A 19,225-nucleotide genomic window follows, 5' to 3' on the forward strand; every position below is an offset into this window, starting at 1 on the left:
GTTCAACGGATCAGTTCAAGGTGCAGGCCGTCGGTGGGCGCGCTGCCGACTTCAAGGCGGCCATTGCGCACCCCTGCCTTGACCAGCGCCTCGCGCCAAGCTTCGGCCTGAGCGCCACTGAGGCTGGCACGCAGGGTGCTGTCCAGGTTCAGGCTGCGGGCCAGCAAATTCACCCAGGTGTCTTGCGGCGCAGCCAGGTCAGGATAGTCGAGCTTGCCGGTGTCGCGCATTTCGCGCAGCACCGTGGCGGCGGTCGGCAGCAGTTCGCCCAACGGGTTGCCGGCGACGAACTCTTCCACATGCAGGTAGGCGCGGCGGTTGCCCCGGGTAACGCTGTACAGCGCGACCAGGGTGTCGGCCTCTTCCGCCGAGCGACGCAGCAAGATGAAGGCCTGCTGTTCGTCACCACCGTTCAGGCGGGCATTGGCAAACACATCGTTGGCCCACAGGCTGGCTTCGCCGCAATCGCGGCCTTGGCACCAGAACAACGGGTAACCACCGTAGCGCTGCAGTTCTTCACGGGCAGTGGTGAAGGCTTCGCGGGCGGTGCGTTCGACCGGCAGTTCGTAGGTGACCGAGCTGACCTGACCACGGCTTTCGACCTTGTCTTCGACCCGCAGGCGGCCGCTGATCTTGCGCAGCGGGCCCATCGGGTAGACGCGTTCCTGCTCCACGGCCGGACGCTGGTCGACGACCTTGGCGTCCACCGGCACCGGCAGGCTGCCGGCCCACAACACGGGGCTGGCGAACACCAGGCAGGCGGCTACGGCATTACGGATGGCAACAGGCGCGCTCATTGGCGACCCAGGCGGCGCCCTGCGCCGAAATGAAGCTCCAGGATGTCTGGCAGTTGCATGGTTGTCTCCCTGTTCAACCCGCCAAGCCTCGACAGTTGTCCGGTGCAAGTCAAGCAAAGCCAAAGAAGCGATTGAAACAGTCTGCGACAAGGGCCGCGCCCTGCTCATCGTTCAGGTGCAGGTGATGGCCACCGGGAAGCGTCACCTGCTCAAAGGGTAGCTGCTCCAGCAACGCGGTGTGGCGCACCAGCATGCCATCGGCGGCAACCACTAGCTGCGCCGGGCAATCCACCCTGCGCACATAGGCCATGGCCTGGGCTTCGCTCAGGCGTAGTGGCGATGGCAAGGTCAGGCGGCTGTCACTGCGCCAGCTGTAACCGCCCGGCACCGGCATGAGGCCGCGCTGGGCCAGCAGTTCGGCGGCCTCGCGGCTGACCGCGACCATGCCTTTCATCCGGGCATGCACACCTTCCTCCAGCGTGGCGTACACCGACTTGCGCTTACCGTCCAGCCGCAGCTGGGCCTGCAGTGCCATCCCCAAACGTTCGCCTGCATCCTGCTCGGCACCGGTTGGCGGGATGACGCCGTCGATCAACGCCAGATGGCTGACCCGGTCGGGCAAGGCGCCAGCCAGCTGCACCGAAATGATTGCCCCAAGTGAATGCCCCAACAGTGCAAAACGCTGCCAACCGAGCTGCTCAGCCACCCGCAGCACATCATGGGCATAGTCGGCCAAGGCATAACCGGCGCCAGGCGGGCGGTGTTCGGAGTAACCGTGCCCGGCCAGGTCCAGGGCGACGATGCGCAGGCCTTTGAGTTGTGGCGCCAGGCGGGCGAAGCTGTTGGCGTTGTCCAGCCAGCCGTGTAGGGCAATCACCGGCAGCCCGTCCTCGGGGCCGAACAGGTGCGCGGCCAGCTCGATATGGCCCAGGTTCAGGCGGATTTCTTCGACGTGTGCGCTCATGCCTGACTCCAGCGGTCGAACAGGCCCTTGATCAGGCTGGCGGTGTCTGCGGGGCGCTCTAGCGGGAACATGTGCCCGCCCGGCACGCTGTGATATTCACCCTGGGGCATGCCCCGTACGGCCAGGGTGTGGTGGCGGCGAATGACATTGCTACGGTCGCCGCGCACCATGGCCAGCGGCACCTGCAACTGCCGCGCGGGCGCCGGGCTGGTATGCGGGATGCTGCGGTAGATGCTGATTTCGGTAGCCGGGTCGAAGCGTAGCTGCAGGCCCTGCTCTGCCGCCTGCAAGCCGTGTTCGACATAGGCGTCGAGGCAGTCGGGATCGAAATGGCGGAACAGTGACTTGGCGGCGAAATAGTCCCGGGCGCTGTCGCGGTCATTGAACGTTTCGCGGCGCCCCAACGTCCGCCCGGCCGGGGTGATACGGTCGATGAAGCCAAAGCGCTTGGCGGTGCGCAGCAGCCATTGATCGGCGCGGGTGAGTACTGGCGAGTCGAGCATCACCACGCCACGGTAGTACTCGGGGCAGCGCAAGGCAGCATGCAGGTGCAATACGCCACCCAGCGAGTGGCCGACACCCCAGACCGGCTGGTCCTGTTGCGCCAGGTGGTGCAACAGTTCATCGACCAGGCTCTGCCAGTTGTCATTCACCGGAAAGCGTGGATCGTGCCCATGCTGGGCCAGGTGCTGCACCTGGTAGTCCGGCGCCAGGGCAGCGAACAGCTTGCCGTACGTGGCCGAGGGGAAACCGTTGGCATGGGCGAAGAAGATCTGCTGCGGCATGGCGCCTGGTCCGGACGGAGGATGATGGCTCATTGTCGGCATCGGCGCGCCGTTCGGCAACGTCCGGAAAGGTCATCGGCGAGGGCTATCAGGTCACGCAGACCGGTCGAAACTGGCCAGTGAACGGCGCAGGCAGGCTTGCATGTAGGCCAACTGGCTTTCCAGTGCTTCGCGGGCCAGGCGCTGGTCCTTATAATCAAGCTGAAGGCGACGCAGAGCCAGGCAACTGGTTTGCAGCAAATGAGACACCCGCTGGCAGGTATCTTGAAGGATAAGAAAGTCCTGCAGACTGTTCTCTCTATCAGCAGCATTCAGCACGCTGCTGGCGTTGACTGTTTTCATCAGGCCATAGAGCTTGGCATCGGCCGAATCGCGTAGCAGGCTGTATCGGGCGAAGTCCAGAGCGACACCTTGCTCAACCATGTCCAAGGTAGGTTGCAAATCCACGGCGCTCAGCAACGCCCCCCTCTCACCCTTCATTCGCTGCTCCATGCCTTTTGCTTTCAGGCACGCTAGCAAGGGGCCACTCACTGCGGCAACTGACAAAAATGCCAGTTGCCTTACCGGTTTCAGGGTTTCAAGGCGGATAACTGATCCCTTTGAGGGTCATCAGCCCAGCCAGCGGCCAATCCCCTTCCAGTTCCGCCAGGCTGGCGGTGCTCATGGCTGCGGGATGCTGCTGATGGCCATGCTCCAGCGCCCCGACCAAGGTCCCCACCAACGGCTGGTGGCTGACCAGCAGTACATGCTCCAGACCCAGTCGCTCGATTTCACCGATCACCTGCTGCACGTCACTTTCAGGGGTCAGCCAGGGCACGGTACGCACCGGCTCGCCGAAGCCCAGTGTGTCATGCACCAGCGCCGCCGTTTGCTGGGCGCGCACGTAGGGGCTGGCAATAATTGCCTGCAACGGCTGCCCGAGCAGGCGAGCAGCGCTGTGCAGCACCTGCTCGCGGCCATGGGCAGTCAAACGGCGTTCGGCATCCGTGTTGGCCCGTGGCTCCGCTTCACCGTGGCGCAGTACCCACAGCTTCACAGCTTGGGTTCCTCGTCACGCACCGGGTGTGGGGCCGGCGCCACGGCATGCGCTGCTTCACCTTCCGGCGCACGCGGCGCAGGCCAGTCAGAGAACGGCCATGGCTTCTGGTCGCTGTGGAAGCTGCCAAAGCGGCCGATCTGCGCCAGGAACTGGCTCAGGCTGTCGCCGAAGTTCATCAGGCTGGCGCTGGGTGCGCCGTACACCAGACGGTAGATCAGCTGCACCAGCACCAGCCCACCCAACAACAGTTCGGCCAGCTGCCAGACCACCAGGAACACCAGCATCCACAGCACCCGCAGGATGATCGACTCGCGCTGGGCGCGTTCGGGCGTATCGTTCATGTGTCGCTCCTTGCTCGTGTCAGAGCCGCCAAAGGCTCAGTTGAAACCGCTGATGGAAATGAAATCGACATCGGTCTTGGGTTCGGCGCGCATCAGGTGCTCGATCACCTGGTTCAGCGTGCGGCCTTCGAACAGGATGGCATGCAGGCCCGCCACCAGTGGCATGTAGACCTGCACTTCCTGGGCTTTGGCCTTGAGCACCTTGATGGTATTGACGCCTTCGGCCACTTCGCCCAGGCGGTTGACCGCCTCTTCCAGGCTATGACCCTGGCCCAGCGCGTAACCCACCTGATAGTTGCGGCTCTTGGGCGAGGAACAGGTGACGATCAGGTCACCGACACCGGCCAGGCCGAGGAAGGTCATGGGGTTGGCCCCCTGACTGACGGCAAAGCGAGTCATTTCGGCCAAGGCACGGGTAATCAGCATGCTCTTGGTGTTCTCGCCCATGCCCAGCGCAACGGCCATGCCGGCGATGATGGCGTAGACGTTTTTCAACGCGCCACCCAGCTCGACACCAAAGCGGTCAGCGCTGGCATAGACACGGAACGTGCGCCCATGCAGCACAGCCTGCACCTGCTTGCAGAGTTTTTCGTCCTCGCTGGCGACCACCGTTGCAGTCAGCGCGTGCTCGGCGATTTCGCGGGCAAGGTTAGGGCCCGATAACACGCCGATACGCGCTTCGGGGGCAATTTCTTCAAGGATCTGGCTCATCAGCTTGAAGCTTTGCGCTTCGATGCCCTTGGTCAGGCTGACCAGGCCCTTGCCGCGCAGCAGCTCGGCATGTGGCGCCAGCACGCTGCGCAAGGCGCTCGACGGCAGGGCAACGAAGATCAGCTCGCTGGCCTGCAGGGTCGCCAGCAGGTCATTGACCGGCTCGACGCCATCATGCAGACGGATACCCTTGAGGTAGCGCGGATTCTCTCGATTGACGCGCATGGCCTCGGCTTGCGCCGGGTCGCGCATCCATTGACGCACCGGCACACCGTTTTCCGCCAGCAGGTTCGCCACGGCGGTGCCAAAGCTGCCGCCTCCCAGAACTGCAACAGGTTGCTGTTCAGTCATATCCAATCCGTTAAAGCCAAAAATTAAGTGGCGACCCCGCCATTATACGGCTCGCCTGCTACAGAACCAGTCTCTGTTCCCGCGAAAGGGACAGGCTCGCTCATGCAGGTCACTGGCAAATGCGCCACGGTCAGTTACCATGCCTGTTTCAATCCTGATACAAGGCCGCCCTGTGTTCCCTGGCACGCCCCCGTACCCGCGCCTGCTCATACTGACCGCTCTGCTCGGCAGCCCGGCTGTGGCCGACGACCTGTTCATCGACAACACCGACCTGCCCCAGGTTCTGACTGCCACACGCCTGAAACAATCCCCGGCGGCAGTCCCGGGTAGCATGACCGTGCTCGACAGCGAGCTGATCCGTGCCAGTGGCGCCCGCGACATCCCCGAATTGCTGCGCTTGGTGCCGGGCATGATGATTGGCTACGGTGCCGGTAACCAACCCACGGTCAACTACCACGGCAGCAACGTCAACGATGCACGCCGCATGCAGGTACTGATCGATGGCCGCTCGGTGTACCGCGCGGGCCTGGCCACCGTGGACTGGAGCGACATCCCTCTGGCCATGGAGGATATCGAGCGCATCGAAGTGTTCCGCGGCCCGAACACCGTCAGCTACGGCGCCAACGCGCTGATGGCGGTGGTCAACATCCTCACCCGCAACCCTGCCGACAGCCATGGCACGCGGCTGAAGATGACCCGCGGCCAGGATGGCATCAACGACTTCTATGCCAGCCACGGCTTTGGCTGGGACGGCGGCGACATGCGCCTGTCGCTGTCCGGCCAGCAGGACGATGGTTTCGATGAAAACCAGTTTGGCCAGGATTACCGCGACAGCCGCCGGCTTACCCGCTTCAACCTCAGCGCCAGCCACAGCCTGGCAGTGGACCAGACCCTGGAGTGGCAACTGGCGGCGAAGGAAGGCAGCAACCAGCGGCCTTATACCTATAAGCCGGTCTTCCCCTATGTCACCCAGCAAGGTGACAACGCTGACGTCAATGCCAAGGACTACGCGGGCTCGGTGCGCTGGAGCATCGACTTCAACCCTGAGCACAGCCTGTATGTTCAGGGCTCGGCGCAGCACTTCGACCGTCAGCAGGTCTGGCGTGCCTGCGATGCGGCGCTGTCATTCAGCCCCGAACTGACCCAGCTTTGGCAGATGAACCCAAATTTCGCCGAGCTGGTAGCGCGCGGCGCCAACAACCCACCATCCAGCAACAACCCACAAGAGCAGGCCCTGGTCGAAGCCATCAAGGATCAATGGAACAAACAGGGTGGTAGTAATGTGGTCTGCGGCGACGTCGACCAGAGCACCCGCGAAACCCGCTACGACCTGGAAATCCAGGACACCCTGAGCCTGACCGACAGCCTGCGCCTGCTCAGCGGCATGAACTACCGCTATGACCGGGCCGACTCGCAGACTTACTTCAACGGCAGCCTCGACGACCAGACCTGGCGCCTGTTCGGCCAGCTGGAATGGCGCGCCGACGAACACTGGATCCTGCAGGGAGGGGCCATGTTCGAAGACTCCCGCCTGTCTGGCAGCTCGCTGACCCCGCGCGTGGCGGTCAACTACCTGATTACCCCGCGCCATGGCCTGCGCGCCGTGTACTCCGAGGCCGTACGCTCGCCCGACATGTTCGAGAACAACGTCAACTGGAGCTACACGGTCAAGAACCTCACCCCCAATGCATTTGGCTTGCAAAACGGCGAGTATTTCGTCAAGACCCGTGGCCCCGGCGACCTCGAACAGGAACGCATGCGCTCGCGCGAGCTCGGCTACAACGGCTACTTCAGCGACATCGACCTGAGCATGGATGTAAAGCTGTTCTACGACGAGATCACGGGAATGATCAGCGAGCCCTTGAAGAACAACCAGTACATCGCCAGCAACGCCAACAAGGCCCGTTTCAGTGGCAGCGAAGCACAACTGGACTGGCGCCCCACCCTGCGCGATCGCCTGCGCCTGACCTACGCCTACGTCGATGCCTGGGCCAGCAACCCCGACGACCGCCGCCTCAGCGCCCACAACAGCGGCTCGGCCGGATGGATGCGCGAGTGGGGGGCTGGCTGGTCGAGCGCGCTGTTCTACTACGGCGACGATGCACTCAACCAGTACCGCTACGAGCGCCTGGACCTACGCCTGGCCAAGCGTTTTCGGGTGCATGGCAGCAACCTGGAGCTGGCGGCGCTGTGGCAGCAGCGCCTGGACGATGAGCCCACTACGGCAATCCAGAACCGCTACGACAGCCGCCACCGCCTGAGCGTCAGCGCGGAGCTGGAGTTCTGATGGCCGTGTTGCTGCGCCTGTTGCTGCTGTGCCTGTGGCCACTTGGGCCATTGTCAGCCAGTGAAATCCTGCTGGTGGGGGCTGAGGATCAACCCGGCATCCGCAGTTTTGTCGCGGCGCTGGAAAGCCGTCGACCGCATGACCATGTGCATTTTCTGACCACTGCCGAGCTGCCGCGCCCGAGCAAGCTCAAAGCGGACCAGCGCCTGATTCTGCTCGACAGCGCCGCGCTGGAATGGCGTCTGGGTGAAAACGCCGGCCCACCAGCCCTGGCCATGCGGGTCAGCCGGGTACAGGCTGAACAGCGCCTGGGAAAGTCGCGCCCTGCGTTCCTCACCTTGTTGTGGAGCGACGCGCCGCTGGGCCGGCAATTGCGCCTGACGCGCTACTTGTTGCCGCAGGCCCAGCGCATTGGCGTGCTGTACGGTGAACACAGCAGTTTCTTGCTCGATGAGCTGCGCCATGCTGCCCGCCCAATGGGCCTGGAGATCATTGCCCAGGACTGGTCCGACCCACGGGACAGCCGGCCGCTGCAGCACCTGCTAGGCAACAGCGATGTGCTGCTGGGCCTGGACGACCCCAACCTGTACAACTCCAAGACGGCGAAAAACCTGCTGCTGAGCAGCTATGGCCGGCAAATGGCACTGATCGGCCCGAACGCCGGGTTTGTGCGGGCCGGCGCCCTGGCCAGCACCTACAGCGATCAGGACGACTGGCTGGCGGAGCTCGACCAGTTGCTCGACCAGCCGCCAGCGCGCTGGCCACGCAGCCTGTACCCGGCGCGCTACGGCGTCAGTGGCAACCAGCAGGTGGCCCGCGCCCTGGGCCTTGAACCGATCGATCCGAACGCCGCTGCCAAAGCCCTGGCCGCAGGAGAACCCACCCCATGAGCAAGCGCCTGAGCTGGGATATCCACACCCGCACCCAGATCATCAGCCTGGGCCCTGCCTTGCTGCTGACCTTGCTGTTGATCAGCTTCTTTACCTTCGTGCGCATCCAGGACTTGCGCCAGGAGCTCAATCACACCGGGCAACTGATCGCCAATCAGCTGGCACCGGCATCAGAGTACGGGGTGATTTCGGGCAACAACGAAGTACTCGAAGGGCTGATGCGTGCCACCCTCAGCATCCCGCACGTACGCTTTCTGGAAGTGCAGGACAGCCGCAACCACATTCTGGTGTACGTCGAGCAGTCCGACGAAAGCGCCAACCGCGCGCAACAGGTTGAAGTGTTCCAGGCCCCCATCCGCCTGCAGCAAATCCGCCTGGACAACGACTTCCTGCAACAAGGCAAAGCCACCACCCCCGCCATCGGTGACGACTACCTGGGGCGGGTCATCGTTGGCATGTCCGATGACGCCTTCAGCCAGCGCCAGCAGGAAATCGTGATCAAAGCCGGCATCCTGGCGCTGTTCGCGCTGCTGTTCACCTTTTTGCTGGCGCGCCGCCTGGCCCTGAGTCTGGCCAAGCCTATCAGCGACATGGGCCATGCGGTAAAGGCTATTCAGCAAGGTCAGTACAACACCCCCTTGCCGGTGGTCGATGACAGCGAACTGGGCCACCTGGCACGCCACATCAACAACCTGGCCAGCGCCCTGGAACAGGCCAGCGATGAACAGAAGCAGGCCATTGCCGAGCTGATTCAGGCCCGTGAGGAGGCCGAGCAGGCCAACCGCGCCAAATCCGACTTCCTGGCGATGATGAGCCACGAGCTGCGCACGCCGATGAATGGCGTGCTGGGCATGCTGCAGCTGCTGGAGACCACATCGCTGAGCACCGAACAGGCCGATTACACGGCGGTCGCCAGCGAGTCCACCGGGCATTTGTTGAAGGTCATCAACGACATCCTCGATTTCTCGCGCATCGAACGCGCCGCGCTGCAACTGGAACACATCGACTTCAACCTGGGGGAGCTGATCACCAGCAGTGTCCAGTCGTTCCAGCACAGCGCCCAACAGCGCGGCCTGGGCCTGCACCTGCAACTGCCTGCCGGTATCAAGCAGCTGCAGGTGAACGGTGACCCCACACGCATCCGCCAGATCCTGCTGAACCTGGTGGGCAATGCCCTGAAGTTCACCGAACGCGGCCAGGTGCAGGTCGAAGCACGCTGGCAGGTGCTTGACCGGCAATTGATCTGGCTGACCTGTAGCGTACGCGACACGGGCATCGGCATTGACAGTGCCCGGCTGGAAATGATGTTCGTCGCCTTCCAGCAGGCCGACAGCTCGATTTCCCGCCGTTATGGCGGCACCGGGTTGGGGCTGTCGATCGCCCGCACCCTGGCCGAGCGCATGGGCGGCAAGCTGCGCGGTGAAAGCCGCGAAGGCCTGGGTTCGACCTTTACCCTGGAGATGCCGCTGGCACTTGCCAACCCTGCCCCCGTCCCGCTCGCGCCACCATTAGCTGCGCCAACGCCGGTCACCGACAATGACCAGGTACTGCTGGTTGAGGACAATCCGGTCAACCAGAGTGTCATCGAGGCCATGTTGCGCAGCCTGGGGATGGCCGTCTGCACCGCCGAGGATGGCCTGAAGGCGGTCGACCTGGTCGGCCGACAACGCTTTGCCGCCGTGCTGATGGATTGCCGCCTGCCGCACCTGGACGGCTATGAAGCCACCCGGCGCATCCGGCAGTTGCCCAACGGCGCCGGGCTACCGATCATCGCCTTGACCGCCAACGCCTTGCAGGGCGATCGGGAGCGTTGCATGGCTGCCGGCATGGACGACTACCTGAGCAAACCCTTGCGCCGCACCGAGCTGCAACGGGTGCTGCAACGCTGGTTACCCGGTCGGACAACCGCGACTGGCGATAAATGCTAAAGTGCGGCAGTCTTAAACACTGGACAGGACCTTCATCGGACCTGAAAATAGACGTTTCAGTGCACACCTGTACTTCTTTCACCAGGTGCGCTGTGACTTTCACCACAACGCAATAGTCTACCTGTAGGCTGCCGCCCCGAACGCGTTGCGTATCGGGCCGGCCGGGAAGGTTCATCCCCTGCCACAGGGGGTTATTGAGGAGCTCGCATGACCAAACAACACGCCTTTACTCGGGAAGACCTGCTGCGCTGCAGTCGCGGTGAGCTGTTCGGCCCAGGTAATGCGCAACTGCCCGCGCCGAACATGCTGATGGTCGATCGCATCACCCATATCAGCGAAGAAGGCGGCAAGTACGGCAAAGGTGAATTGGTCGCCGAGCTGGATATCAACCCGGACCTGTGGTTCTTCGCCTGCCATTTCGAAGGCGACCCGGTCATGCCGGGCTGCCTGGGCCTCGACGCCATGTGGCAGCTGGTGGGCTTCTTCCTCGGCTGGCAGGGCCTGCCGGGCCGAGGCCGCGCCCTGGGTTCGGGCGAGGTGAAGTTCTTTGGTCAGGTACTGCCTGAAGCCAAGAAAGTCACGTACAACATTCACATCAAGCGCGTCCTGAAGGGCAAGCTGAACATGGCCATCGCCGATGGCTCGGTCAGCGTCGACGGCCGCGAGATCTACACTGCCGAAGGCCTGCGGGTCGGCGTGTTCACCTCCACTGACAATTTCTAAGGGTTATTCGCATGCGCCGCGTCGTTATCACTGGTCTGGGCATCGTGTCGTGCCTGGGCAATGACAAAGCTACCGTCACCGAAAACCTGCGCAACAGCCGTCCGGGTATCCGTTACAACCCGGAATACAAGGAAATGGGGCTGCGTAGCCAGGTTTCCGGGTCCATCGACCTCAACCTCGAAGAACTGATCGACCGCAAGGTCTACCGTTTCGTCGGCCACGCTGCCGCCTACGCCTACCTGGCCATGCAGGACGCGATCAAGGACGCCGGCCTGACCGAAGAGCAGGTTTCCAACCCGCGTACCGGCCTGGTAGCCGGCTCTGGCGGCGCCTCGACCCTGAACCAGATGGAAGCGCTGGACACCCTGCGCGAGAAAGGCGTCAAGCGCGTCGGCCCATACCGCGTTACCCGCACCATGGGCAGCACCGTTTCGGCATGCCTGGCCACCCCGTTCAAGATCAAGGGCATCAACTACTCGATCTCGTCGGCCTGCGCCACTTCGGCTCACTGCATCGGTACCGCTCTGGAGCAGATCCAGTGGGGCAAGCAAGACATCGTCTTCGCCGGTGGCGGTGAAGAAGAGCACTGGAGCCAGTCGTTCCTGTTCGATGCCATGGGCGCTCTGTCGACCAAGCGCAACGAAACCCCCAAACTGGCCTCGCGAGCCTACGACGCCGACCGTGATGGCTTTGTCATCGCTGGCGGTGGCGGCATGGTCGTGGTCGAGGAGCTGGAACACGCCCTGGCCCGTGGCGCCAAGATCTACGCCGAAATCGTTGGCTACGGCGCCACGTCCGACGGCTACGACATGGTTGCCCCGAGCGGCGAAGGTGCCATCCGCTGCATGCAGCAGGCACTGTCCACCGTCGACACCCCGATCGACTACCTGAACACCCACGGCACCTCGACCCCGGTCGGTGACGTTGCCGAGATCAAGGGCGTTCGCGCCGTGTTCGGCGACAAGGCACCGAAGATCAGCTCGACCAAGAGCCTGTCGGGCCACTCGCTGGGCGCCGCTGGCGTGCACGAGGCGATCTACTGCCTGCTGATGATGGAAAACAACTTCATCGCCGGCTCTGCCAACATCGACGAGCTGGACCCGGAGGTCGCCGACCTGCCGATCCTGCGCAAAACCGAAGAAAACGCCAAGATCGACACGGTCATGAGCAACAGCTTCGGCTTCGGCGGCACCAACGCCACCCTGGTGCTCAAGCGCTGGGAAGGCAAGTAAGACGCTGATGCGGTAATCGAAAACGCCCCGACTGGTTCGGGGCGTTTTTATTTGTGCTGCCTGGGTAAAACCGCGAGAAAATTATCCCGCGCCACTTTGTTGGCCACCTCCTCCGACAAGGCATCCAGAAACGGCCTGAACCCGTGCATCTGCTCTCCCAGGCTGCCAAACCGCCCCACCACGTCCGACCCCAGCATGAAACGCTCCGGGTACTTTTCGACCAACGCCACCCATTCCTTGCGCGGCACGCCTTTGTCGTCCAGCAGATACGGCTCCAGCACACTCCACGACAGGTCCACATACAGGTTCGGGTAGTCCTCCAGCAGCCGCGTCAGCACCGGCAGCAGAAAGTCCATCTGCGTCTGGTGCCGGTGTATCTCCATGCTGCTGCCGGCATGCGCCCAGATGAACCGCGTGTGCGGGTGATTACGCAGCGGCTCTTCGATTTCCGCCAGGTACAACGGGTTGCGCTCGCGCTTGGAGGTGATATTGGAATGCAGCAACACCGGCAGGTCACGCTCGGCCGCCAGGTGGTAGATACGTGTCATGGCTTCGTTGTTGGCACGCGGCGTGTCGCCACTGGTCAGCGCTGTCAGGTCGTCGTGCCGGGTGAACACCTCGCCAATGCCCTGCCACAACCCCGGGTACAGGTCGAGCATACGCTCGATGTGGCTGACTGCGTTCTTGTCTACCGGGTTGAAGCCCGTCAGAAACGGATGAAAGCGCTTACGCTGCTCTTCCGGCAATTGCTGCAGGGCTGCGGCCACATAGGTATCGGTCGCGCTGTACCAATAAGCATCGGCATCGTCACCGGCGTAATAGCGTGGGCGTTTGGGCTCGTCCTCGTGCCACTTCTTGGCCACCGGTATGCCGGAAATCATCGACTGCTCGATACCGGCAGCATCCATGGCCTTGATCAATGCCGGCATGCCTTCGCTTTCTTGGAAGAAGTCGACGTAGTGCAAGTGGGCATCGCTGTAGCGATAGTCGCGCGCCTGTGCCGTCTGGCACAGCCAGCCCGTCAACAACACGCAGGCCAGCGCTTTGGCAATCATGGGCAGCTTCCTTCCAAGGGGGCGAAAACAGTAGACCGGCCGTTAAGCGAGACGGTTCAGCCGAAGCGGGCAAACCGCTATGCTGGAGGCATTTCCACTTCGCCTGGAGCACACCCAATGAGCAGCCCCCTGATCATCCGCCCTCGCGCCGAATCGGTCGAGGGCCAGCCGATCCTGCGCCCGCTGCCAGCGGCCCAGTGCCGCAGCGTCGGACCGTTCGTGTTTTTTGACCACATGCTGGAAACCGACTATGCCCCAGGGCATGGCATGAATATCCGCCAGCACCCGCATATCGGCTTGTCGACCCTTACCTACCTGTTCGAGGGGGCGATCCTGCACAAGGACAGCCTCGGCTCAGCACAGCGGGTACTGCCCGGTGATGTCAGCTGGATGACGGCTGGCAGCGGCGTGGCCCATGTGGAGCGCACGCCCGAAGACGCCTTGGCTCATGGCTCGCGCCTGCATGGCTTGCAGGTATGGCTGGCATCGCCGCGTGAACATGAACAAGGCGCGGCAAGCTATAGCCATCACCCGGCGGCGAGCCTGCCAGTCAGTGAAAACCTGGGGGTGCGCATTTGCATGATTGCCGGTAGCGGGTTCTGCCTGGAATCACCGGTGCCGGTGCTGTCCCCTACCCTTTATGCGCATGTGCGGATGCAGCCGGCAACCACCTTGCAGGTACCGAACGAGCATGCGCAACGAGCGCTGTATCTGCTGGATGGTGAGCTGCTGTTGAACGATGAAGACGTGGAGCCGTGCAGCCTGGTGGTGCTGCCGGAAGGCGAAGAGGCGGTGCTCTATGCAGAGGAAGAGTGCCAGCTGGTGCTGATTGGCGGCGAGCCTTTGGATGGACCGCGGCGAATGAACTGGAATTTCGTGGCCAGTGACCCGGAGCTGATCGAGCGGGCCAGGGCAAGGTGGGCGGCGGGGGATTGGCCCATGGTGCCAGGGGAAACCTCCAGGATCGAGTTGCCGAGGTAATTGGGGCCGCTTTGCGACCCCAAATCACAGTCAGCGCTGGAACACTTCTGTCAGCAGGTTATGCATCGAGCGGAACGCCCGCTCCGAGGTGCGCCGGTCATACTGCATCTTGCCCGGCACATTGGCACTCGGGTCGGTAAACGAGTGCACCGCCCCGCCATAGCTCAACAACTGCCAATCCACCTTGGCCGCGTTCATCTCGTCTTCAAATGCTGGCAACTGTTCCTTTGGCACCAGCGGGTCGCAAGCCCCATGCAACACCAGCACCGAGCCCTTGATGCGCTTGGCATCCTCCGGGTTTGGCGTATCCAGCGTGCCATGGAACGACACCGCCGCACGCAGATCGGCACCGGCACGGGCCAGCTCCAGTGCACAGCAGCCACCAAAGCAGAAGCCAAACGTGCCGACCTTGCCTGGCTCCAGCAGCGCCTTCGACTGCCCCAACAGCTGCGCCAGGGCTTCCTGCATGCGCCTGCGCAGTTCGCCCCGGTCGTTCTTCAATGGCATCATCGCCGCGCCAGCCTCGTCGGCGTTAGACGGGCGCACCGACTGCCCGTACAGGTCGGCAATCAGCACCACATAGCCCTTCTCAGCCACTTCCTTGGCAATGCGCTCAGCCCCTTCGCCAATGCCCATCCAGTTCGGCGCCATCACCAGGCCTGGACGGCCCAGCGCCCCTGGTTCATAGACCAAGCGGCTTTCGTAGGTTTTGCCGGACAGGTGATAAACCAGCGATTCGACGATTACCTTGCTCATCAAGCACTCCTTAGGCACTTATTCTAAAAAGCCCGCCATGAAAAAAGCCCGCCGAAGCGGGCTTTCCTAAGCATCAACTCAAGCAGACAGCTCGACCAGCAGCTTGTTCAGGCGACGAACGTAGGCCGCCGGGTCCTTCAGGCTATCACCGGCCGCCAGGGCCGCTTGATCGAACAGGATGTGCGACAGCTCGGCGAAGCGGTCTTCGCTCTGCTCGTTGTCCAGCTTTTCAATCAGCGGGTGGGTCGGGTTGAACTCGAAGATCGGCTTGGATTCCGGCACCTTCTGCCCGCTGGCCTCCAGAATCTGACGCATCTGCAGGCCCAGGTCCTGCTCGCCAATGGCCAGAATCGCCGGGGAGTCGGTCAGGCGGTGCGACACGCGCACTTCGGCCACGCTGTCACCCAGCGCGCCTTTCAGGCGCTCGACCAGGCCTTCCTTGTCCTTGGCCACTTCTTCCTGGGCTTTCTTGTCTTCTTCCGAATCCAGCTTGCCCAGGTCCAGGTCGCCACGGGCGACGTCGACAAACGCCTTGCCGTCGAACTCGTTGAGGTAGCTCATCAGCCACTCGTCAATGCGGTCGGTCAGCAGCAGCACTTCGATGCCTTTCTTGCGGAAGACTTCCAGGTGCGGGCTGTTCTTGACCTGCGCATACGACTCGCCGGTGAGGTAGTAGATCTTGTCCTGACCTTCCTTGGCGCGGGCCACGTAGTCGGCCAGGGCGACGCTCTGCTCGCCACTGTCGTCCTGGGTGGAGGCAAAGCGCAACAGGCCGGCGATTTTCTCCTTGTTGGCGAAGTCTTCGGCCGGGCCTTCCTTCAGCACCTGGCCGAAGTTCTTCCAGAAGCCCTTGTACTGCTCGGGCTCGTTCTTCGCCAGTTTTTCCAGCATGTCGAGCACGCGCTTGGTCAGCGCGGTCTTCATCGAGTCGATGATCGGGTCTTTCTGCAGGATTTCACGCGACACGTTCAGCGACAGGTCGTTGGAGTCGACCACGCCCTTGATGAAGCGCAGGTACAGCGGCAGGAACGACTCGGCCTGGTCCATGATGAACACGCGCTGCACGTACAGCTTCAGGCCGCGCGGTGCTTCGCGCTGGTACAGGTCGAATGGCGCGCGGGCCGGCACATACAGCAGCGAGTTGTATTCGAGCTTGCCTTCAACCTTGTTGTGGCTCCAGGCCAGCGGGTTTTCGAAGTCATGGCCGATGTGCTTGTAGAACTCCTGGTATTCCTCGTCCTTCACCTCGGTGCGCGAACGGGTCCACAGGGCGCTGGCACGGTTGACGGTTTCCCACTCTTCGGCCGGCTGTTCTTCGCCTTCGGCGGCTGCTTGTTCTTTCGGCAGCTGGATAGGCAGGGCGATGTGGTCGGAGTACTTCTTGACCACGTTGCGCAGGCGCCAGCCATCGGCAAACTCTTTTTCTTCCTGCTTCAGGTGCAGGACGATGCGGGTACCGCGCTGAGGCTTGTCGATAGTGGCGACTTCGAACTCACCCTCACCTTTCGACGACCAGTGCACGCCTTCGGCGGCTGGCTGGCCGGCACGGCGGCTGTAAACGTCGACCTTGTCGGCCACGATGAACGCGGAGTAGAAGCCCACGCCGAACTGACCGATCAGGTGCGAGTCCTTCTTCTGGTCACCGGTGAGGTTCTTCATGAAGTCGGCAGTGCCGGACTTGGCAATGGTACCCAGGTGGGCGATGACGTCTTCACGGCTCATGCCGATGCCGTTGTCTTCGAGGGTGACGGTACCGGCGTCCTTGTCGAAGCTCAGGCGAATCTTCAGGTCGGCGTCGCCTTCAAGCAGTTCTGGCTTGGCCAGGGCCTCGAAGCGCAGCTTGTCGGCCGCGTCGGAGGCGTTGGAAATCAGCTCCCGCAGGAAGATTTCCTTGTTCGAATACAGCGAATGAATCATGAGGTGCAGCAGTTGCTTTACCTCGGTCTGGAAGCCCAACGTTTCCTTTTGTGTTTCCACAGTCATGGTCTTCGAAACTCCGATCTGATGGCAGTGGGCGCCTGGCGGCCAGTTCGGCCTGCCTTAGCGGCGGATGTCATTCAGATGGGGGCTGCCCGGATGATTTCAAGGGCTTTTCCGGTTCGATCTTGAAATGCGCGCGGGCCGTGGCAATAGGTGATTGCCTGTCGCCCTGCCAGGCGGTAATGGCGACATTCGTCACCCGTCGCCCCTGGCGCCACAGCTGGCACTGGGCGTAGGTATCGCGAAAATGCCCGGCGCGCAGGTAGTCAATCGAGAAATCGATGATCTTCGGGATGCTCGCACTTTCGCTGTAGATCAACAGGTACAAGGCCGCGGACAGCTCCATGAACCCCGCAATCACACCACCGTGGATGGCGGGCAGCAACGGGTTGCCGATGTTGTCCGAGCTGGCCGGCAGGCGGAACAGCAGGTCGTCGCCCTGACGTTCGCATTCGATACCAATCAGCCCGGCATAAGGGATCAGCGCCAGCAATGGCCCGTAGTCGCCCACCGCGTGGGCGGCGTTGAGCTGTTGACGAACCGCGTGTGGAATCATGCCCCGCCCTCCTTCAGGCTATTGCCGAAACGGATACCGCCCCTGATCTCCTGCCCCAGGCGCATGAACGTGCCCACCACCTGGCAAATCGGCTGTTCGGGATCGTCCTGGTAGGCGGTACCACGGGTAAAGATCACGTCGCGGGTCACCCGGTAGCACTGGGCATGGCCGTAGATGTCCTTGCCGGCTTCGGCCGGGTGCATGTAGTCGATGCGCAGGTCCAGTGTCGGGCACACCTCGAAGCGCGGCAGCACGCACAGCGTGGCCATGCCGCAGGTGGTGTCCATCAGCGTGGTCAGGGCGCCACCATGCACAGCCCCGGTCTGCGGGTTGCCGACAATGGCTGCCGACCAGGGCATGACCAGGGTCATGCCATCGGCATCGGCTTTCGCCACACGCATCTGCAGTAACTGACAATGTTTAAGCGCCGAGAGAAAACGCTCGGCCATGGCCATCAAGGTTGAATCGCTCATTCGCTGTTTCCACCCGTACTGCCTCAGCGGCATAAAATCGATAAAAAGTCTATCTAGAACGGGGCGTTATATATCTGTAATCTTCGCGGAACTTATTCCGCGTAGTTGCACTCGAAGGAACAAGTCACTTATTCCACCAAGGAGAAACACCCCCATGCGTAAACCTTTTGCTTTTGCTCTGATGCTGGCCGCTGCCATGGGCCTGGCCGCTTGCGATAAAGCGAGCGAAGACAAAGCCCAGGACGCACAGCAACACGCCGAGCAAGCCCAGGAAAAAATGGGTGAAGCTCAGGATAAAATGAACGAGGCCGCCAAGGAAAACGCCGAAGCCGCCAAAGATCAGGCTGAAGCCGAGCAGAAGGCTGCCGAAGAAGCCGCTCCGGCTACTCCGGCTCCAGAAGCCGCCCCAGCCGCTCCGGCGACAGAAGCTGCTCCTGCTGCTCCGGCAGAACCAGCCAAGCAGTAATTGGCTAAAACAAAAAAACCCGACGCTGTCGGGTTTTTTTGTGCCTTCAATTTAAAGATTAAACGTTTCAGTTACCTGCTACGGTACTTTCCCTGCCCGGTTCGTTAGGCACACTTTCCGTGGGTGTGAACACCATCACATCCAGCACATCCGAATGGAACTCGCGGCGATACAAAATCAAGACGACACCGACACTCATGACCATGAACAACCACGGGCTGATGAACCAGCTCAACATGGCCATGCCGAAGTAGTAAGAGCGCAACCCCAGGTTGAACTGGTTGGCCGCCAGCGACAGCACACGCGCGGCCCGCAAGGCGAAGGCCTTGCGCTCCAGCTCATTGACCAACCGTTCACCGATCATCGGTGCAGAACCCACCAGCACGGCGGCAAAGTTGTACTGGCGCATGCACCAGCTAAAAGTGAAGAAGGCATAGACGAAGACCGTGGCCAGGCACAGCAGCTTGATCTCCGACATGCCCTGGGAGGTCTGTTGCACCAACGGCAGGTCGGCCAGCAGCGACAGCGCCCGGTCAGAGGCACCCAGCACGGTAAGGATGCCGGCAAGAATGATCAGCGTGCTGGACGCAAAGAACGATGCGTTGCGCTCAAGGTTGCCGATTACGCTGGCATCGGCGATTCGGTTGTCGCGCAACAGCATGCGGCGCATCCAGTCTTCACGGTACAAGTGCAGCACGCTGGCCAGGCACGCGGTGTCACGCCCCTTCCAGATGGCATAACGGGTATAACCGCCCCAGCACAGGGCAAACCAGGCGATGGCCAGCAGGTTGTTGAAGTTGCTTTGGATGAAGTTCATGCAGGGTTCCCGAATGGGCCAGATGCTTAGAGGATAGGGGCCGGGTTTCGACGCTGGCAAGCGGCAAAAGGCACAAGTCCACCCTGAAAAACG

The 19,225-nt window shown here is 62.3% G+C and carries 20 protein-coding genes; 7 read left to right on the forward strand and 13 right to left on the reverse strand.

Annotated features, from left to right (window positions below):
* Positions 1-2: 2 nt before the first annotated feature.
* From PM2_RS11635 to PM2_RS11665, 7 genes are all read right to left on the reverse strand, one after another.
* Positions 3-797, reverse strand: a complete 795-nt coding sequence (locus PM2_RS11635) for a DUF4892 domain-containing protein (RefSeq protein ID WP_016711626.1) — start codon at positions 795-797, stop codon at positions 3-5.
* A 109-nt stretch (positions 798-906) separates the two neighbouring features.
* Entirely contained in the window at positions 907-1,761 is an 855-nt protein-coding gene (locus PM2_RS11640) for an alpha/beta hydrolase (RefSeq protein WP_016711627.1), read from the reverse strand.
* Positions 1,758-2,546, reverse strand: coding sequence for an alpha/beta fold hydrolase (locus PM2_RS11645; protein WP_016711628.1), 789 nt, complete (start codon positions 2,544-2,546; stop codon positions 1,758-1,760). The genes PM2_RS11640 and PM2_RS11645 overlap by 4 nt, the downstream gene beginning before the upstream one ends.
* Positions 2,547-2,639: 93 nt before the next feature.
* On the reverse strand, positions 2,640-3,026 hold the full coding sequence (locus PM2_RS11650) for a hypothetical protein (RefSeq protein WP_016711629.1): 387 nt from the start codon (positions 3,024-3,026) through the stop codon (positions 2,640-2,642).
* Between the two features lie 97 nt (positions 3,027-3,123).
* Positions 3,124-3,582, reverse strand: coding sequence for a phosphohistidine phosphatase SixA (gene sixA, locus PM2_RS11655; RefSeq protein ID WP_016711630.1), 459 nt, complete (start codon positions 3,580-3,582; stop codon positions 3,124-3,126).
* Positions 3,579-3,926 carry a DUF4389 domain-containing protein gene (locus PM2_RS11660; RefSeq protein WP_016711631.1) on the reverse strand — a complete coding sequence of 116 codons (348 nt, stop codon included), beginning with the start codon at positions 3,924-3,926 and terminating at the stop codon, positions 3,579-3,581. The genes sixA and PM2_RS11660 overlap by 4 nt, the downstream gene beginning before the upstream one ends.
* A gap of 36 nt (positions 3,927-3,962) precedes the next feature.
* Positions 3,963-4,988: an NAD(P)H-dependent glycerol-3-phosphate dehydrogenase gene (locus tag PM2_RS11665; protein WP_019099703.1), complete on the reverse strand. Its 1,026-nt coding sequence runs from the start codon at positions 4,986-4,988 to the stop codon at positions 3,963-3,965.
* Between the two features lie 139 nt (positions 4,989-5,127).
* On the opposite strand from PM2_RS11665, the gene PM2_RS11670 reads away from it, so the two are divergent.
* From PM2_RS11670 to fabB, 5 genes are all read left to right on the forward strand, one after another.
* Positions 5,128-7,275: a TonB-dependent receptor plug domain-containing protein gene (locus tag PM2_RS11670; RefSeq protein WP_016711633.1), complete on the forward strand. Its 2,148-nt coding sequence runs from the start codon at positions 5,128-5,130 to the stop codon at positions 7,273-7,275.
* Entirely contained in the window at positions 7,275-8,165 is an 891-nt protein-coding gene (locus tag PM2_RS11675; protein WP_019099701.1) for an ABC transporter substrate-binding protein, read from the forward strand. The genes PM2_RS11670 and PM2_RS11675 overlap by 1 nt, the downstream gene beginning before the upstream one ends.
* A complete protein-coding gene (locus tag PM2_RS11680; RefSeq protein ID WP_028699002.1) occupies positions 8,162-10,093 on the forward strand; it encodes an ATP-binding protein in 1,932 nt (643 codons plus the stop codon). Before PM2_RS11675 ends, PM2_RS11680 begins: the two co-directional genes overlap by 4 nt.
* A 207-nt stretch (positions 10,094-10,300) precedes the next feature.
* A complete protein-coding gene (gene fabA / locus PM2_RS11685; protein WP_003251509.1) occupies positions 10,301-10,816 on the forward strand; it encodes a 3-hydroxyacyl-[acyl-carrier-protein] dehydratase FabA in 516 nt (171 codons plus the stop codon).
* An 11-nt stretch (positions 10,817-10,827) separates the two neighbouring features.
* Entirely contained in the window at positions 10,828-12,048 is a 1,221-nt protein-coding gene (fabB, locus tag PM2_RS11690; RefSeq protein WP_028699001.1) for a beta-ketoacyl-ACP synthase I, read from the forward strand.
* Positions 12,049-12,095: 47 nt separating this feature from the next.
* Here the strand turns inward: fabB and PM2_RS11695 are convergent, their stop codons facing one another.
* Positions 12,096-13,103, reverse strand: coding sequence for an amidohydrolase family protein (locus PM2_RS11695; RefSeq protein ID WP_016711637.1), 1,008 nt, complete (start codon positions 13,101-13,103; stop codon positions 12,096-12,098).
* Positions 13,104-13,220: 117 nt separating this feature from the next.
* On the opposite strand from PM2_RS11695, the gene PM2_RS11700 reads away from it, so the two are divergent.
* Entirely contained in the window at positions 13,221-14,084 is an 864-nt protein-coding gene (locus tag PM2_RS11700) for a pirin family protein (RefSeq protein WP_028699000.1), read from the forward strand.
* A 30-nt stretch (positions 14,085-14,114) separates the two neighbouring features.
* Here PM2_RS11700 and PM2_RS11705 read toward each other — a convergent pair whose 3' ends face one another.
* The 4 genes from PM2_RS11705 to PM2_RS11720 all read right to left on the reverse strand — a co-directional run bounded on the left by PM2_RS11705 (position 14,115) and on the right by PM2_RS11720 (position 17,849).
* Complete coding sequence (locus tag PM2_RS11705) at positions 14,115-14,840, reverse strand: dienelactone hydrolase family protein (protein WP_028698999.1); 726 nt, start codon at positions 14,838-14,840, stop codon at positions 14,115-14,117.
* A gap of 78 nt (positions 14,841-14,918) precedes the next feature.
* On the reverse strand, positions 14,919-16,823 hold the full coding sequence (gene htpG, locus PM2_RS11710) for a molecular chaperone HtpG (RefSeq protein WP_016711640.1): 1,905 nt from the start codon (positions 16,821-16,823) through the stop codon (positions 14,919-14,921).
* Positions 16,824-16,893: 70 nt separating this feature from the next.
* Positions 16,894-17,376, reverse strand: coding sequence for a PaaI family thioesterase (locus tag PM2_RS11715; protein ID WP_028698998.1), 483 nt, complete (start codon positions 17,374-17,376; stop codon positions 16,894-16,896).
* Positions 17,373-17,849: a PaaI family thioesterase gene (locus PM2_RS11720; RefSeq protein ID WP_016711642.1), complete on the reverse strand. Its 477-nt coding sequence runs from the start codon at positions 17,847-17,849 to the stop codon at positions 17,373-17,375. Before PM2_RS11720 ends, PM2_RS11715 begins: the two co-directional genes overlap by 4 nt.
* A gap of 154 nt (positions 17,850-18,003) precedes the next feature.
* On the opposite strand from PM2_RS11720, the gene PM2_RS11725 reads away from it, so the two are divergent.
* Positions 18,004-18,315 carry a hypothetical protein gene (locus PM2_RS11725; RefSeq protein WP_016711643.1) on the forward strand — a complete coding sequence of 104 codons (312 nt, stop codon included), beginning with the start codon at positions 18,004-18,006 and terminating at the stop codon, positions 18,313-18,315.
* 67 nt (positions 18,316-18,382) lie between these two features.
* On the opposite strand, the gene PM2_RS11730 is transcribed toward PM2_RS11725, so the two are convergent.
* Entirely contained in the window at positions 18,383-19,132 is a 750-nt protein-coding gene (locus PM2_RS11730) for a DUF599 domain-containing protein (protein WP_025753308.1), read from the reverse strand.
* Positions 19,133-19,225 lie beyond the last annotated feature (93 nt).

The sequence above is a fragment of the Pseudomonas monteilii NBRC 103158 = DSM 14164 genome, from assembly GCF_000730605.1.
Taxonomy (GTDB): domain Bacteria; phylum Pseudomonadota; class Gammaproteobacteria; order Pseudomonadales; family Pseudomonadaceae; genus Aquipseudomonas; species Aquipseudomonas monteilii.